This is a genomic window from Arthrobacter sp. AB6, assembly GCF_031844545.1.
Lineage (GTDB): Bacteria > Actinomycetota > Actinomycetes > Actinomycetales > Micrococcaceae > Arthrobacter.
This window is the reverse complement of the sequence record NZ_JAUZVL010000012.1, coordinates 85,187-100,500: the sequence shown is the minus strand read 5'-3', so window position 1 is coordinate 100,500 and position 15,314 is coordinate 85,187. Positions and strand designations below refer to the sequence as shown.

Below are 15,314 nucleotides of genomic sequence, written 5' to 3'. Positions count from 1 at the left end.
GCCAGGCACTGCCGCTCCGCTGCATTAGAGATGCCGGCGGATGACGCATAAACTGACTGCCGCACATAGTTTATGCATGACTGGCTGGACTGCCGCCGTCGCAAGCCCGTTTCGGGCCGATTGCCGCGCAGGTCCCGGCAACCGTTCACCAAGAGGAGAAACTCCACCATGGCACGCACCGCCTCCCTGTCCGGATTCCCCGAGTGGCTTCCCGAGGAGCGGCTGGTGGAGCTCCATGTGCTGGATACGCTGCGCCGGGTTTTTGAACTGCACGGGTTTTCATCCATTGAGACCCGGGCTGTGGAGACGGTGGGTCAGTTGCTTCGCAAGGGGGAAATCGACAAGGAAGTCTACGGGCTCAGCCGGCTCCAGGATGATGAGAGCGCCAGCCCCGTTAAGGAGGGCAAGGCCGATCCGCACGCCCTTGCCCTGCACTTCGACCTCACCGTTCCGTTTGCCCGTTACGTCGTCGAAAACGCCGGCTACCTTGCCTTCCCCTTCCGCCGGTACCAGATCCAGAAGGTGTGGCGCGGCGAGCGCCCCCAGGAGGGTCGCGCCCGCGAATTCACCCAGGCGGACATTGACGTGGTGGGCGACGGCGACCTGCCGTTCCGCTACGACGTCGAGATCGCGCTGGTGATCGCCGAGGCGCTCAGCGCCCTCCCCATCCCTGACTTCCGGCTCCGCATCAACAACAGGAAGCTCGCCGAGGGCTTTTACCGTGGAATCGGCCTGGATGACACCGCAGGGGTGCTGCGGAGCATCGACAAACTCGAAAAGATCGGCGCCGCGAAGGTTGCCGAACTGCTGAAGACTGAACTGGGCGCCACCGACGACCAGGCGCAGAAGGCCCTGCAGTTGGCTGGGATCCGCACCGAGGACACCTCGTTCGTGGCGCAGGTCCAGGCGCTGGGAGTCAGCAACGAACTCCTCACCGAAGGGCTGAGTGAGCTCGAACAGGTGATCGAGGCGGCTGTCCAGCGTGCCCCCGGCAAGGTGGTGGCTGACCTCAGCATCGCCCGCGGCCTGGACTACTACACGGGCACGGTTGTGGAGACCGTCCTGGTGGGCCATGAACAGCTCGGCTCCATTTGCTCCGGTGGCCGCTATGACGCCCTGGCCTCGAAGGGGAACCGGAAGTTCCCGGGCGTGGGACTCTCGATCGGAGTCACCCGCCTGGTGTCCCGCATCTTGAGCCAGGACCTGGCGAGGGCGTCACGTTCGGTTCCCACCGCGGTGCTGGTGGCCCTCACCCACGATGACAGCTGGGATGCCGCCCAGGACGTGGCCGCCCAGCTGCGCAGCCGGGGCATTCCAACCGAAGTGGCAGCCAAAGCGGAAAAGTTCGGCAAGCAGATCAAGTTCGCGGACCGCCGCGGCATCCCCTTTGTCTGGTTCACGGACGACGACGGCACGCACCAGGTCAAGGACATCCGCACCGGCGAACAGGTGGTGGCCGCCCCGGAGACCTGGACGCCGCCGTCGGAAGACCTGGCAGTACAGGTGCTGACGGCGGCAGAGGCCGCCGCGGCAGTTTAGCGGCGCAGCCGAAGCACCAGCCAACGCCCGGCCACGCCAAGCGCCAGTACCCCGGCCATGGTCAGTACCGGGACCGGCGGCAGGGTAAAGGCCAGCAACAGGCAGGCAAGGAAGCCGACAGCGTTCAGCCACTTCGGCGCATATGCCGGGTGCGCCGGCAATGTGTACGCCGATGCGTTCGCCACAGCGTAGTAGATCAGTACGCCAAAGCTGGAGAAGCCCACCACCGTCATAACGTCCGTGGTGACAAGCAGCAGGATGACGACGGCGGCGACGGCGAGTTCTGCGGCGTACGGCACGGTGTGCTTTCCCCCCACCCGAGCAAGAAGCACCGGCAGGTCGCGTTCCCTGGCCATGGCCAGCGTGGTGCGCCCGACGCCGGTAATGAGTGCCAGGAGCGCGCCCAGGCAGGCCGCCGCGGCTCCTGCCTGGACGGCGGGAGCCCCCGCCGCCAGCCCGGACTGCAGCACGGCGTCGAGCAGCGGCGTCGTGGTGGCAGCGAGCTGCCCGCCGGGAAGGTGGTTCAGCAGGAGCAGGGACAGGGTGAGGTAGATGGCGAAGGCACCCGCGAGGGCCGCGAGGATGGCACGCGGTATGGCGCGGGCGGGATCCTTGACCTCCTCGCCGAGGGTGGCAATCCGGGCGTAGCCCGCAAAGGCGAAAAACATCAGGCCCGCCGCGGGCAGCACCCCTGCCGGGGAGGCCAGGTCCGCGGACCCGGCCGGTCCCGCATCGGGGTGCGGCCCGACGGCTGCTGCTACAGCCACGAAGCTGAGGGTGGCCAAAACCACGCACAGCAGGATCCTGGTGAGCAGCGCCGTCCTTGTGATGCCCAGCAGGTTCACGCCGGTCAGGGCAACAACGGCGGCCACGGCCACCGGCACGGCGTACTGCGGTGAGATGTAGCTGCCGAAGGTCAGGGCCATGGCGGCGCAGGACGCAGTCTTGCCGGTCACAAAGCCCCAGCCGGCCAGGAATCCCGGCCACTCACCCAGCTGCTTGCGCCCATAGACATACGTCCCGCCGCTGGTGGGGTGCTTGGCGGCGAGGGCGGCTGACGCCACGGCGTTGCAGTACGCAACGGCCCCGGCGATGACCACCGACAAGGCCAGCAGCTGGCCGGCCAGCGCCGCCGCCGGCGCGAAGACCACGAACACTCCGGCGCCCAGCATCGAGCCGAGCCCGATGGCAGTTGCGTCGAATGTGCCGAGCCTGCGTTGAAGTTGCTGGTGTGCGCTCATGCGGTGACAGTCCCTTGGCAGCGGGTAAACTCGAACGGAATCGTTCCTGCAACGATCCTATTGAACTTCCCGATCGACTTCCCGCTGTAACCCCGCAGAAAGGCGTGCTGTGCTGCGCACACATGACCTCGGATCCCTTCGTTCCGAGCACATTGGACAAACCGTAACCCTGGCCGGCTGGGTGGGCCGCCGTCGTGATCACGGTGGTGTGGCCTTCGTGGACCTGCGCGATGCTTCCGGCGTGGCCCAGGTCGTGGTCCGCGAGGAAGAAGTCTTCCACGGCCTGCGCAACGAGTATGTCCTGCAGGTCACCGGCACCGTCTCCAAGCGCCCCGAGGGCAACGAGAACCCCGCCCTGGCCACCGGCGAGATCGAGGTCATGGCGGACAAGGTGGTTATCCTCAACACCTCCGAGCCGCTGCCGTTCCAGATCGATGAGCACGTTGAAGTGGGCGAGGAAGCGCGCCTGAAGCACCGCTACCTGGACCTGCGCCGGCCCGGTCCCGCCCGAAACCTCCGGCTGCGTTCCGAGGCGAACCGGGTGGCCCGCGACTTGCTGCACAAGGACGGCTTCGTGGAGGTTGAAACCCCCACCCTCACCCGGTCAACCCCCGAGGGCGCCCGCGACTTCGTGGTCCCGGCGCGCCTGGCACCGGGTTCCTGGTACGCCCTTCCGCAGTCCCCGCAGCTGTTCAAGCAGCTCCTGCAGGTGGGCGGCTTTGAGAAGTACTACCAGATTGCCCGCTGCTACCGCGATGAGGACTTCCGCGCCGACCGGCAGCCGGAGTTCACCCAGCTGGACATCGAAGCGAGCTTCGTGGATCAGGACGACATCATTGCCCTCGGCGAAAACATCCTCAAGGCGCTGTGGAAGCTGATCGACGTCGAGATCCCCACGCCCATCCAGCGGATCACCTACGCGGACGCCATGGCCCGGTACGGCTCGGATAAGCCCGACCTCCGCTTCGGGGTGGAGCTCACCGAGCTCACGGAATTCTTCAAGGACACCAACTTTGGTGTGTTCAAGGCGCCTTACGTTGGTGCCGTCGTGATGCCCGGCGGCGCCTCCCAGCCGCGCCGGACCTTGGACGGCTGGCAGGAATTCGCCAAGCAGCGCGGCCACAAGGGCCTTGCCTATGTCCTGTTCAAGGAAGACGGTGAACTCGCCGGTCCGGTGGCCAAGAACCTGACCGACACCGAGCGCGCCGGCCTGGCGGATGCAGTAGGCGCCAAGCCCGGCGACTGCATCTTCTTCGCCGCCGGCGAGAAGCCTGCGGCACGGGCACTGCTCGGCGCAGCACGCGTGGAAATCGGACACCGTACCGGCCTGATCGACCCCAGCGCCTGGGCCTTCTGCTGGGTGGTTGACGCACCCATGTTCGAACCCGCAGCAGCGGCCGTGGCTTCCGGTGACGTGGCCGTCGGCGCCGGCAAGTGGACTGCCGTCCACCACGCCTTCACATCGCCCAAGCCCGAGTTCCTGGAAACCTTTGACAAGGACCCGGAATCAGCGCTGTCCTACGCCTACGACATCGTCTGCAACGGCCACGAAATCGGCGGCGGATCCATCCGTATCCACGAGCGCGATGTCCAGGAACGGGTATTCGAGCTGATGGGCCTCGACAGGGAAGATGCCCAGACCAAGTTTGGCTTCCTCCTGGAAGGCTTCAAGTACGGTGCCCCTCCGCACGGCGGCATCGCGTTTGGCTGGGACCGCGTGGTTGCACTGCTGGCAGGGGTTGAGTCCATCCGCGACGTTATTGCCTTCCCCAAGACCGGCAACGGTTACGATCCCCTGACCGCGGCCCCCGCCCCGATCACGCCCCAGCAGCGCAAGGAAGCCGGTGTGGACTTCAAGCCGGAGTCCAAGCCGGCAGGGGGCAAGTAAGTCTTTTAGCCCGTTTGACCTGAAGGCTCTCCCGGACGGGAGGGCCTTCAGGCTTATCCGAAGAGGAATCCCAGTGGTGCACAGCCTCCCCGGTCAGCAGGCCGGCGCTTTCGAAATGCTCATGGATGCTGCCTGGCCTGCCGTTCATCGCCGGGACACGGGGGAGTGGGTGCTCCGTGCTGCGGCCGGCGTCACCCAGCGGGCGAACTCGGTGTGGCCCAGGAACACTGCCGTGGAGCCCTTGGCGGCTTTGCGCGAGGCGGCGCAGTGGTACCGGGAGCGGCGGTTGCCGCTCATTTTCCAGATGACGGACACCCCCGCCAGCGCCCGGCTGCACCACGTCCTGGACGCCGAAGGATTCACCCGGCAGTCGGAAACCCTGATCATGTCCCGGACTTCCGGGAATGGCCTCCAAATTTCCGGGACCGCTCCGGTAGAGGTTTCGGACGGTCCGGACGAGGAGTGGCTGCGCCTCTGGTGGAGCGTGGACGGCCGCGGCGGGGCGGCCGAGCGGGAGACGGCGCGCACCATCCTCACAGGCTGCCTGTCGCTGTATGCCCTCGTGAGGGACGACGATGGCGTCCCCGCCGCCGTCGGCCGCCTCGCCATGGTGCACGGCACCGGAGGAATCTATTGCATGGCCACCTCCCCATCGGCACGCCGCCGCGGCTATGCGACGATGGTGCTCCGGGCGCTTCTTGCCGAAGGAACTGCCCGCAACCTGGAAAACTTCTGGTTGCTGGTCACGGCGGCCAACTCCGCCGCCCGCCAGCTCTACCAGCAGGCCGGATTCGAGGAAACCGGCCGCTATCTTTACCGCCAGCAGCGGCCACGGCGCGCACTTACGGGCTGCTGACTCAGGAAGGGTCTGTCACCTGGATCCGGACCGCGCACGCGTCCGCCGCCGCCTTCTGAAGCACCGCAGCCTTGGGATCCGGAACATCAAGGGCGGCCAGCCGCGGCAACTTTGCATAGTCCTTCAGGGCAGGGTGCTCAAGGACGAGGCCCGCCAACGCCCTGTCGCCCCCGGGAACCACGTATTCAAAGGACGCGCTGCTGAACACCCGTCCGGCATGCTCGGCCACAACACCCACCAGTGCGTCCGCCTGGTTGCCCCGCCGGCGTGCGAACCGCTGCTGCGACTGGCCGCCCGCGGCGGTCCGGGACTGCACATAGGTGCTGCCCACTTTGGAGGCCAGGACCACGCCCTCACCCACCACCGCTACGCCGTATCCTCCACGGCGGACCAGCAGGAGGCCAAGCCTGCGCGGCTGTGACGCGAGGGAGGCGAGCCGCTCAAGGGCATCCGTCCCACGGCCGGGCCGGCCGTCAACCGGCCACGGCGGCTGCAGTAATGCTTCGGCGCCGTCCGCGGCAATCAGCCGCAACCCGTCGTCGTCATCGCTCAGCACATATCCGCCGTGCGCCGCACCGAACCGCCCTGCCCATCCGGCCAGCCGGTCGCCGGGGACAAAAGCGGTCCGCACGGACGGCGGCCCGGCTGCGCCGGTGGAGTGCACGGACATGGGCAACCCTTCGCTAGCTGGCGTAACTTCCGGCGAAACCGGGAGGTGAACTGGAAGTAGCCTATCTATGTGGAAGATCTCTTCGGGCATGGGCCCGGCAATGATGACGACGACGGCGGCAGTGCTGCTCCTGCCGCCGGGCGGGCTGCCGGGGGAGGAGGCGCTTCCCCGCGCGGCCCGCTTGCCGTCCGGATGCGTCCCCGCACCCTTGATGAGGTGGTGGGCCAGCAACACCTGCTGGGTCAGGGGTCACCCCTGCGCCAGCTCGCTGCCGGTGCGGGAGCCGATACAGCCGGCCCGGCAGGACCCACGTCGCTCATTCTCTGGGGCCCTCCCGGAACCGGCAAGACCACCCTTGCCCATGTGATTGCCAGGGGACCGGGCCGGAAGTTCGTGGAACTTTCCGCCATCACCGCAGGCGTCAAGGACGTGCGGCGGGTGATGGACGATGCCCTCACCGCCCGGGACCTGTACAAGACCACCACCGTGCTCTTCCTCGACGAGATCCACCGCTTCAACAAAGCCCAGCAGGATGCCCTGCTACCCGGGGTGGAAAACCGCTGGGTGGTCCTGGTGGCGGCCACCACCGAGAACCCCTCGTTTTCGGTGGTTTCGCCGCTCTTGTCCCGTTCCCTGCTGCTGACCCTGAAGCCACTCACCGACGCGGACATCGAAGGACTCATCCAGCGCGCCGTTGCAGATCCTCGCGGCCTGAACGGGAAAGTGGACCTCACTGAGGAAGCACTGGACCACCTCGTAAGGCTGTCCGGGGGTGATGCCCGCCGTGCCTTGACGGCACTGGAAGCGGCAGCCGGCGTTGCGTTCGGGGATGCGGACGATGCGGGGGAGGGGCCTGCCGCCGTCGAACTCAAACATACCGAGCGTGCCCTGGACGTTGCCGCCGTCCGGTATGACCGTGCCGGCGACCAGCACTACGACGTCATCAGCGCCTTCATCAAGTCCATCCGCGGTTCTGACGTGGACGCCGCCCTCCACTACCTGGCACGCATGCTGGAGGCGGGGGAGGACCCGCGCTTCATTGCCCGGAGGATCGTGATTTCCGCGGCCGAGGATGTGGGAATGGCCGATCCCACTGCCCTGCAGACAGCCGTGGCAGCGGCCCAGGCCGTGCAGCTGATCGGAATGCCGGAGGGCCGCATCATCCTTGCCGAGGCCGTGGTGCACCTGGCAACCGCCCCCAAGTCCAATGCCGCCTACATGGGCGTCAACAAGGCCATCGCCGACGTCCGGGCAGGCCTGGGAAACGGCATCCCCGCGCACCTGCGGGACGCGCACTACCCGGGTTCCAAGCAGCTTGGCCATGGCCTGGGGTACACGTACGCCCACGACGCCCCGCACGGAGTAGCCACCCAGCAGTATCCCCCGGACGACCTCGTGGGGAGGGACTACTACCAGCCCACGGCCAATGGAGCGGAGCGGGACATTGCGGTGCGCCTGGAGCGGCTGCGGAAGATCGTCCGGGGCAAGTAACCGCCGTGGTAGGATAGATGTTTGTCTGGCAAGGCACGGACGCACAATCCCCCCGAATTACTTCGAGTTGGTTATGCCCTGTGCCCAGTAGCAAAAGGCAGCGGTTGGCCGATGCTCTCCATCGTGGAGGCCAGTAACACTGACACACCGCAGATATTGGAAGGACACAAGTGGCTAACAACACTCGTGCTCGCCGTCAGGCCCGCCTCTCGCGGTCCCTCGGCATCGCTCTGACCCCCAAGGCCGCCAAGTACATGGAGCGCCGCCCGTACGGCCCCGGTGAGCATGGCCGTGCCCGCAAGAAGCAGGACTCCGACTACGCCGTACGCCTCCGCGAAAAGCAGCGCCTGCGCGCCCAGTACGGCATCCGCGAAGCACAGATGACCCGTGCCTTCGAAGAAGCCCGCCGCACCAAGGGCCTGACCGGTGAAAACCTCATCGAACTGCTCGAAATGCGCCTTGACGCCCTGGTCCTGCGTGCCGGTTTCGCCCGCACCATCGCCCAGGCCCGCCAGCTTGTTGTGCACCGCCACATCATGGTTGACGGCGTCCGCGTTGACCGCCCGTCGTTCCGCGTCGGCGAGGGCCAGCTGGTCCACGTCCACACCCGCAGCGAAACCATGGTTCCGCTCCAGGTTGCAGCAGCCGGTGCCCACCGCGACGTCCTGCCCGCCGTCCCGGCCTACCTGGACGTCAAGCTGGAGGCCCTGCAGGCCCGCCTGGTCCGCCGCCCCAAGCGCTCCGAGGTCCCCGTGACCTGCGAAGAGCAGCTCGTCGTCGAATTCTACGCACGCTAAATCCCAGCTGCGTATCCAAAGAAGCCCGTGGCAAGCGCCGCGGGCTTCTTTGTATGTAAGGTACTTGGGGGACATCCGCGGAAACACGTTTTGCTGACGCATCCGCTGATGACATGAACCACGGAATTTCGAGGAGATGAAACGTCTATGTCTGGTGGCGATATTGCCGGCCTGATCGCTGCCGGGGTGTTTGCGCTCCTGGTGCTGCTGCTCGCGGTGCCCATCGTGAAGCTGGGCAAAGTGCTTGACGAAGTGCGCACGGCCATCCGGTCCCTGAGCGACGGCGCCACGCCCCTGATGGACGAAGTCACGGCCACCGTGTCCACCACCAACCAGCAGCTGAAGAAAGTGGACGGCATCTCGTCCAACGTTTCGGACGCCTCCGCCAACCTGTCGGCGCTGTCCTCGCTTGTGGCCGCCACCGTCGGATCCCCGCTCATCAAGGTGGCAGCTTTCAGCTACGGTGTCCGCACCGCGTTCGCCAACCGCAAGAAACCCGCTGCCGGCCGCCGCAGCCGCTGAATTCCGGAGAACTAAAAATGAAACGACTTGTCTGGATGGGAATTGGCGTAGCCATCGGAGTGATCGCCTTCCGCAAGGTGACCGAAGTGCAGGCCAGCATGCAGTCCACGCTTGGCCCGGAGGGCCTCAACCGCGCGGTAAACCGGCTCGCAGACGGCGTCTACGACTTCGCCGACGCCGTCCGCGCCGGGATGCGTGAGCGCGAGACCGACCTCCGGGCCGCGCTCGGCGTCGAATCGGAAGACCTGGTCCGCCGCTGACCACACCTGGCGGGCCTGCACCACGCTGGCCTGCTGCCTGCCGACCGCACGATGCGGCGGCGCCAAACGTTATAACAACACCGGCGGGAACCGTATACCTACGGGAACCGCCACGCGAAAGAACCTCCGCGCCGGACAGCGCGCGGAGCAAGAAGGGTACGTAACAGCTCATGAAGTCGCAGGAGATCACAAAGCGCTGGGTGGACTTTTTTGTCAGCAAGGGCCACACCGCGGTTCCCTCCGCATCGTTGGTTTCCAGCGACCCCTCGCTGCTGTTCACGGTTGCCGGCATGGTGCCGTTCATTCCCTACCTGACGGCCAGGGAGGAAGCACCCTACTCACGCGCCGTCAGCGTGCAGAAGTGCATCCGCACCGGCGATATCGAGGAAGTGGGCAAGACTGCCCGCCACGGAACCTTCTTCCAGATGTGCGGCAACTTCTCCTTCGGTGATTACTTCAAGGAAGACGCCATCAAGTTCGCCTGGGAACTGCTCACCAAGAGCGTTGACGACGGCGGCTATGGCCTGGCGCCTGAGCGCCTGTGGGTGACGGTCTACGAGGAGGACGACGAAGCCAAGGAACTATGGCTGAAGAACACCGGCGTCCCCGCCGAGCGCATCCAGAAAATGGGCAAGGCGGACAACTACTGGCACACCGGCCAGCCCGGCCCTGCCGGCCCCTGCTCCGAAATCTACTACGACCGCGGCCCCGCATACGGCGTCGAGGGCGGGCCACTGGCGGACGAAACCCGCTACATCGAGATCTGGAACCTCGTGTTCATGCAGTACCAGATCGAAAATGTGCGTTCGAAGGAAGACTTCGACGTCGTGGGGGAGCTGCCCAAGCGCAATATCGATACCGGCCTGGGCATGGAGCGCCTGGCCATGATCCTGCAGGGCGTCGAGAACATGTACGAGACGGACCAGGTCCGCCCCGTGATCGACAAGGCCGCCGAACTCTCCGGCAGGGAGTACACGTCCGCCGAGTCCGACGACGACCCGCACCACACGGACGACGTGCGCATGCGCGTGGTCGCAGACCACATCCGCTCGGCGCTGATGCTCATCTCCGACGGCGTGACCCCCTCCAACGAGGGCCGCGGCTACGTCCTGCGCCGGCTCATCCGCCGTGCCGTCCGCTCCATGCGCCTCCTCGGCGTGGAACAGGCCTGCCTGCCCGAGCTGCTGCCCGCCTCCCGCGACGCCATGAAGGGCGTCTACCCCGTGGTTGAGACCGACTTCGCCAGGATCAGCCGCATCGCCTACGCGGAGGAGAAGGCCTTCCTGCGCACCATCGCTTCCGGCACTGCCCGGCTCGAGGATGCAGTGAAGGTGTCCAAGGCCGCCGACAAGCCGCTGTCCGGCGAGGACGCCTTCACCCTGCACGACACCTACGGGTTCCCTATCGACCTGACCCTGGAAATGGCAGAAGAGGCCGGGCTCAAAGTGGATGAGGCGGCGTTCCGCAGCCTCATGCAGGAACAGCGCAAGCGCGCCCAGGCGGATGCCAAGGGCAAGAAGGGCGGCCACGCAGACCTCAGCGCGTTCCAGGACATCCTGGCCCAGGGTGAGACGGTCTTCACCGGCTACACGGAGCTCGACGGCGAATCCCGGGTCCGCGGCATCCTCACGGGAGGCCGCCCGGTCCAGCAGGCCTCCACGGGTGACGAAATCGAGCTGGTGCTCTCCGAGACCCCGTTCTACGCGGAAGCAGGCGGCCAGGCCGCAGACACCGGCCTCATCACCGGTGACGGCTTCGTCGTCGAGGTCCTCGACGTCCAGCGGCCCCTTAAAGGCCTGAGCGTGCACAAGGCGATCGTCCGCGAGGGCGAAATCGGGTCGGACTCGCTGGTCCGCGCCGCCGTCGACCGTGAACGCCGGCACGCCGCCGAACAGGCCCACACCGGCACGCACATCGTGCACGCCGCACTCCACCAGATCCTCGGCCCTGAAGCCACGCAGCGCGGTTCCTTCAACAAGGCCGGCTACCTGCGCTTCGACTTCGCCTGGGGCGAGGGGCTGAGCACGGCAACCCGGTCCGAGATCGAGGAAGTCTCCAACCTGGCCATCCGGAACAACTTCCGGGTGGAGACCAAGGTGATGGGCCTGGCGGAGGCCAAGGCCCTCGGCGCCATGGCGCTGTTCGGTGAAAACTATGGCAGCGAAGTGCGCGTGGTGGAGATCGACGGCGCATGGTCCCGCGAGCTGTGCGGCGGCACCCACGTGCCCAACACCTCCCTGATCGGAAGCCTTTCGCTGCTGGGTGAGCAGTCCGTGGGGTCCGGAAACCGCCGCGTGGAGGCCTTCGTGGGTATGGACGCCTTCCGGCACCTTGCCGCCGAACGCGCGCTGGTGACCGAGCTGACCGAGCTCCTCAAAGTGCCCTCTGGCCAGCTGGCCGACCGGATTTCCGCCACCCTGGCCAAGCTCAAGGCCACGGAGAAGGAGCTGGACCGCCTCCGCAAGGAGCAGTTGGCCGCCTCGGCTGCACAGCTGGCCGGCAGCGCCAAGGACGCGGCAGGCGTGAGCGTCATCGCCCATGACGCCGGCCAGGTCAGTGGCGCCGACGATCTTCGCGGCCTGGCGCTGGACCTGCGCAACCGTCTCGGCTCGGCACCGGCAACCGTGGCAGTTGCCGGCGTTGCCAACGACCGTCCCATGATCCTGGTGGCCACCAATGAGGCCGCCAGGGAGGCCGGGGTCAAGGCCGGTGCGCTGGTCCGCCTTGCCGCAGGTGTCCTCGGCGGCGGCGGCGGCGGCAAGGACGACGTCGCCCAGGGCGGCGGCACCGACGCCGGCAAGGTCGGCCAGGCCCTGGCCGCGGTTGTTGACGCCATTACGCGGCGCTAACACTCCAATGACCAGTCCTGCAGCTGCCGGCGCCTACCCCCAGGGCATCAAACTGGGGGTGGACGTCGGCACGGTCCGGGTGGGGGTTGCCATCTGCGACCGCGACTCGATCCTGGCCACGCCCTTCAAGACATTGGACCGCAACGCCAGGAAAAACTCCGACGTCAGGGTCATCGCGAACCTGGTGGAGGAACTCGGCGCCGTCCAGGTGATCGTCGGTCTGCCCCGCACCCTGAAGGGTGAGGAACGGGCATCAGCCAAGATGGCCGTGGACTATGCCCAACTGCTGGCCGGCGAGCTTGCAGCCCGTGCTGTGGCGGTGCCGGTGAACCTCGTGGACGAACGTTTGAGCAGCGTGACTGCGCACCGCAACCTCCATGAAGCTGGCATGAGCAGCAGGAATCACCGTAAAGTAGTTGATCAGGTCGCGGCGGCAGGTATCCTTCAGCACGCCATCGACATGCAGAAAGCCAGGGGAGCGGACGTCGGCTCACGCGTGACTCCGCCACCCCCTTCCGTGGACCTGGGAGGCAGCGGGCAGGATGACACTGTGCCCACCACCCCCGGCGATACGGCCCGATCTTCAGATAATGGAAGGCAACAGTGAGCCCTGCCAACATTGACGACGCTTCCAGCCCCCTGGACGTCGGAGCAGCAAGACCGCTCACCCGCAAGGAACTCCGGGCACGGGAAAAGACCTTTAACACCGGAGGCCAGGACGCGGTTCCTGAGCAGGCGTACGAGACCGGTCACGACATTCCGCCGCAGCCATCGGAACCTCCCATGGCCCAGGACCCTCCCGTGGCCCCGGAACCACACCCCCTGCGTCAGGACGAGGCATTGCGCGAAGAAACTGCACCGCGGGAGACACCGGAGGAACACCCCGTTCCGGCTGCCCCCCTCACTCCGCCGTCGATCCAGGACACACACCAGGAAGATGTGCAGCCTCAGGTGCACCGTCACGGGGATGCCTACCCCACAGAATCCGGCCAGCCCGATGGGCTGCATGCCTACGATACGCCCGCCTACTCGGGAGTTTCGGGTGGCGGAGCGCACCAGCACACAGCGGGAACATATTACGACGAGCCCCACTACGCGGATGGGGCCGACTACCGTGCAGCGTCCCACGGAGAGCACTATGCCGATGGCCACTACGACCACGAGCACTACGCTGAAGCACCCTATGCGGAGGGGCACGACGACGGTGCGCGCCATCACGAATTCCTTCCCGCCCCGTCGGCGGCAACCGTAGTGGCCAAACCGTCCAAGAAGGTGCGCCGCCGCCGGCGGCTGCTGGCGCTGTTCCTGACCCTTGCAGTTTTCGTCACGGCCGTGGCAGTGGGCGCACAGTTCCTGAAGCCGCTGCTTGGCAACGACAAGCCCGCGGACTATCCCGGTCCGGGGACGGGCGAAGTCGTAGTGACAGTCGAGAACGGGGAAGGCACGCGCTCCGTTGCCTCAAAGCTGGAAAGCGAACGGGTGGTTGCGAACGCCGACACGTTCCTCCAGAGCTTCAGCGCATCCGGGGGAACACTTTCCCCAGGGGAGTATACGTTCAAGACCGAGATGAAGAACTCGGATGCCGTGAACGTCCTGCTGGGCAAGGACCAAACCAAGGTCATCTACTTCGCCCTCAGTGCAGGCCTGCGCGTGGGGGAGTCCCTGCAGGCGATCTCGCAAGGCTCTGGAATATCCATCCAGGACCTGCAGGCGCTCAGCAACCAGCCGGCCCAGTTCGGGCTGCCGGCCACCGCAAAAAACCTTGAGGGTTACCTGGCTCCGGGTGAACACCGTTTCCCCCTTGGTACACCGGCAAAGGACATCCTCAAGGCCCTGGTCAAGATCACAACCGACGAACTTGTGTCGCAGGGCATCACGGACCCGGCCAAGCAGTACGAGGCCGTGATCGTGGCCAGCATCGTGCAGGCTGAAGGCGGCCAGGCGGAGTATGGCGACGTCGCCGGGGCCATCTACAACCGGCTCAAGCCCAATGACCAGACCAACGGTTTCCTCCAGGTGGACTCGGCGGTGACCTACGGCCTGGGCACCAAGAGCTACAACTTCACGGACGAACAGCGCCAGGACAAGTCCAACCCGTATAACACCTACGCGAATCCCGGACTTCCCCCGGGACCCATCGGTTCTCCGGGAAAGACAGCCATTGATGCTGCGGCCAGGCCCAAGACCAACGACTACCTGTATTGGGTCACCATCAACCTGGACACCAAAGAGACCAAGTTCTCCAAGACGCTGGCCGAGCACAACGGATACGTCGAGCAGTACAACGCCTGGTGCGCGGCGAACGCCGGACGCTGCACATGAGCCTTCGGGCAGCCGTCCTGGGCCACCCGATCAGCCACTCGAAGTCGCCGGCACTGCATCTCGCTGCCTACGGCCGGCTGGGCGTCGGCATCAGCTACACGGCGATTGACGTCACTGAGCAGTTGCTGCCGTCGCTGATGCGGCAGATCCGCGACCAGCCGGGCTGGCGCGGCCTGTCCGTCACGATGCCCTTGAAGACGGCGATGCTCGGACAGGTGGACGAGGTCCGCGGCGTCGCCGGGATCCTGGGGGTAGTGAACACCGTTTCCTTCGAGGAACACGGCAGCAGTATCCGCGCCATCGGCTCCAATACGGATGTGGCCGGGATCGTGAACGCGCTGCGGCACGCAGGCACGGGAACCGCGCCGTCGGCTGTTGTGCTGGGCGGCGGGGGGACTGCAGCGTCAGCCGTCGCCGCGCTCAAGGAGCTGGGAGCCAACCGGGCCGAGGTCTTCGTCCGGGACACGTCCCGGACCGCAGAGGTTTGCGCCGCAGCTGAGAGCCTGGACGTTGCCCTGGTGATCCGGAGCCTTGCCGGGGCTGCCCGCCCGGCAGCGGAGGCCGACGTCGTAATTTCCACCCTCCCGCCGCGTGCGGCGGACGGAATCGCAGCGGAAATGGCCGCCCTGAAGACGGCCATGCCCGGCGTCTTGCTGGACGTCGCGTACGATCCTTGGCCCAGCCTGATCGCTTCGGTGTGGCAGGCAGGCGGCGGAACCGTGGTGCCCGGCCTGGAAATGCTCCTGTACCAGGCAGTCGAACAGGTGCGCCTGTTCAGCCGCCTGGATAAGGAAGTTAACGCATCTGTCATAGATGTGATGTGTGACGCAGTCGGCCTTCCCCGACGGGCGTTGTGACCGCCATACGTGGCAGGATGGA

At 66.3% G+C, this 15,314-nt stretch carries 13 protein-coding genes; 11 read left to right on the top strand and 2 right to left on the bottom strand.

Annotated elements, in window-relative coordinates:
* Window positions 1-168: 168 nt before the first annotated feature.
* Complete coding sequence (gene hisS, locus Q9R30_RS11505; RefSeq protein WP_104998072.1) at window positions 169-1,539, top strand: histidine--tRNA ligase; 1,371 nt, start codon at window positions 169-171, stop codon at window positions 1,537-1,539.
* Here hisS and Q9R30_RS11500 read toward each other — a convergent pair.
* Window positions 1,536-2,780, bottom strand: a complete 1,245-nt coding sequence (locus Q9R30_RS11500; RefSeq protein ID WP_104998071.1) for an APC family permease — start codon at window positions 2,778-2,780, stop codon at window positions 1,536-1,538. The genes hisS and Q9R30_RS11500 overlap by 4 nt on opposite strands.
* A gap of 109 nt (window positions 2,781-2,889) precedes the next feature.
* Here Q9R30_RS11500 and aspS point away from each other — a divergent pair, with 109 nt between their 5' ends.
* Together aspS and Q9R30_RS11490 are read left to right on the top strand one after the other, a co-directional pair.
* On the top strand, window positions 2,890-4,668 hold the full coding sequence (aspS, locus tag Q9R30_RS11495) for an aspartate--tRNA ligase (RefSeq protein WP_104998070.1): 1,779 nt from the start codon (window positions 2,890-2,892) through the stop codon (window positions 4,666-4,668).
* 115 nt (window positions 4,669-4,783) lie between these two features.
* Complete coding sequence (locus Q9R30_RS11490) at window positions 4,784-5,524, top strand: GNAT family N-acetyltransferase (protein WP_311217671.1); 741 nt, start codon at window positions 4,784-4,786, stop codon at window positions 5,522-5,524.
* A 1-nt stretch (window position 5,525) separates the two neighbouring features.
* Here the strand turns inward: Q9R30_RS11490 and Q9R30_RS11485 are convergent, their stop codons facing one another.
* A complete protein-coding gene (locus Q9R30_RS11485) occupies window positions 5,526-6,194 on the bottom strand; it encodes an acVLRF1 family peptidyl-tRNA hydrolase (protein WP_311217661.1) in 669 nt (222 codons plus the stop codon).
* Window positions 6,195-6,263: 69 nt separating this feature from the next.
* Here Q9R30_RS11485 and Q9R30_RS11480 point away from each other — a divergent pair, with 69 nt between their 5' ends.
* The 8 genes from Q9R30_RS11480 (at window position 6,264) to Q9R30_RS11445 (ending at window position 15,292) form a co-directional block, all read left to right on the top strand.
* Entirely contained in the window at window positions 6,264-7,685 is a 1,422-nt protein-coding gene (locus Q9R30_RS11480; protein WP_311217660.1) for a replication-associated recombination protein A, read from the top strand.
* Between the two features lie 170 nt (window positions 7,686-7,855).
* Window positions 7,856-8,482 (top strand): 30S ribosomal protein S4, encoded by a 627-nt coding sequence (gene rpsD / locus Q9R30_RS11475; protein WP_104185938.1) that lies wholly within the window; start codon window positions 7,856-7,858, stop codon window positions 8,480-8,482.
* A 147-nt stretch (window positions 8,483-8,629) separates the two neighbouring features.
* Complete coding sequence (locus tag Q9R30_RS11470; protein ID WP_104998067.1) at window positions 8,630-9,004, top strand: DUF948 domain-containing protein; 375 nt, start codon at window positions 8,630-8,632, stop codon at window positions 9,002-9,004.
* Window positions 9,005-9,021: 17 nt separating this feature from the next.
* Window positions 9,022-9,264, top strand: coding sequence for a hypothetical protein (locus Q9R30_RS11465; RefSeq protein ID WP_199775235.1), 243 nt, complete (start codon window positions 9,022-9,024; stop codon window positions 9,262-9,264).
* A gap of 170 nt (window positions 9,265-9,434) precedes the next feature.
* Window positions 9,435-12,113, top strand: a complete 2,679-nt coding sequence (alaS, locus tag Q9R30_RS11460) for an alanine--tRNA ligase (RefSeq protein WP_104998066.1) — start codon at window positions 9,435-9,437, stop codon at window positions 12,111-12,113.
* Between the two features lie 7 nt (window positions 12,114-12,120).
* Complete coding sequence (ruvX, locus tag Q9R30_RS11455; RefSeq protein WP_311217659.1) at window positions 12,121-12,720, top strand: Holliday junction resolvase RuvX; 600 nt, start codon at window positions 12,121-12,123, stop codon at window positions 12,718-12,720.
* Complete coding sequence (gene mltG, locus Q9R30_RS11450) at window positions 12,717-14,435, top strand: endolytic transglycosylase MltG (protein WP_311217658.1); 1,719 nt, start codon at window positions 12,717-12,719, stop codon at window positions 14,433-14,435. The genes ruvX and mltG overlap by 4 nt, the downstream gene beginning before the upstream one ends.
* Window positions 14,432-15,292, top strand: coding sequence for a shikimate dehydrogenase (locus tag Q9R30_RS11445; RefSeq protein ID WP_311217657.1), 861 nt, complete (start codon window positions 14,432-14,434; stop codon window positions 15,290-15,292). Before mltG ends, Q9R30_RS11445 begins: the two co-directional genes overlap by 4 nt.
* Window positions 15,293-15,314: the final 22 nt, after the last annotated feature.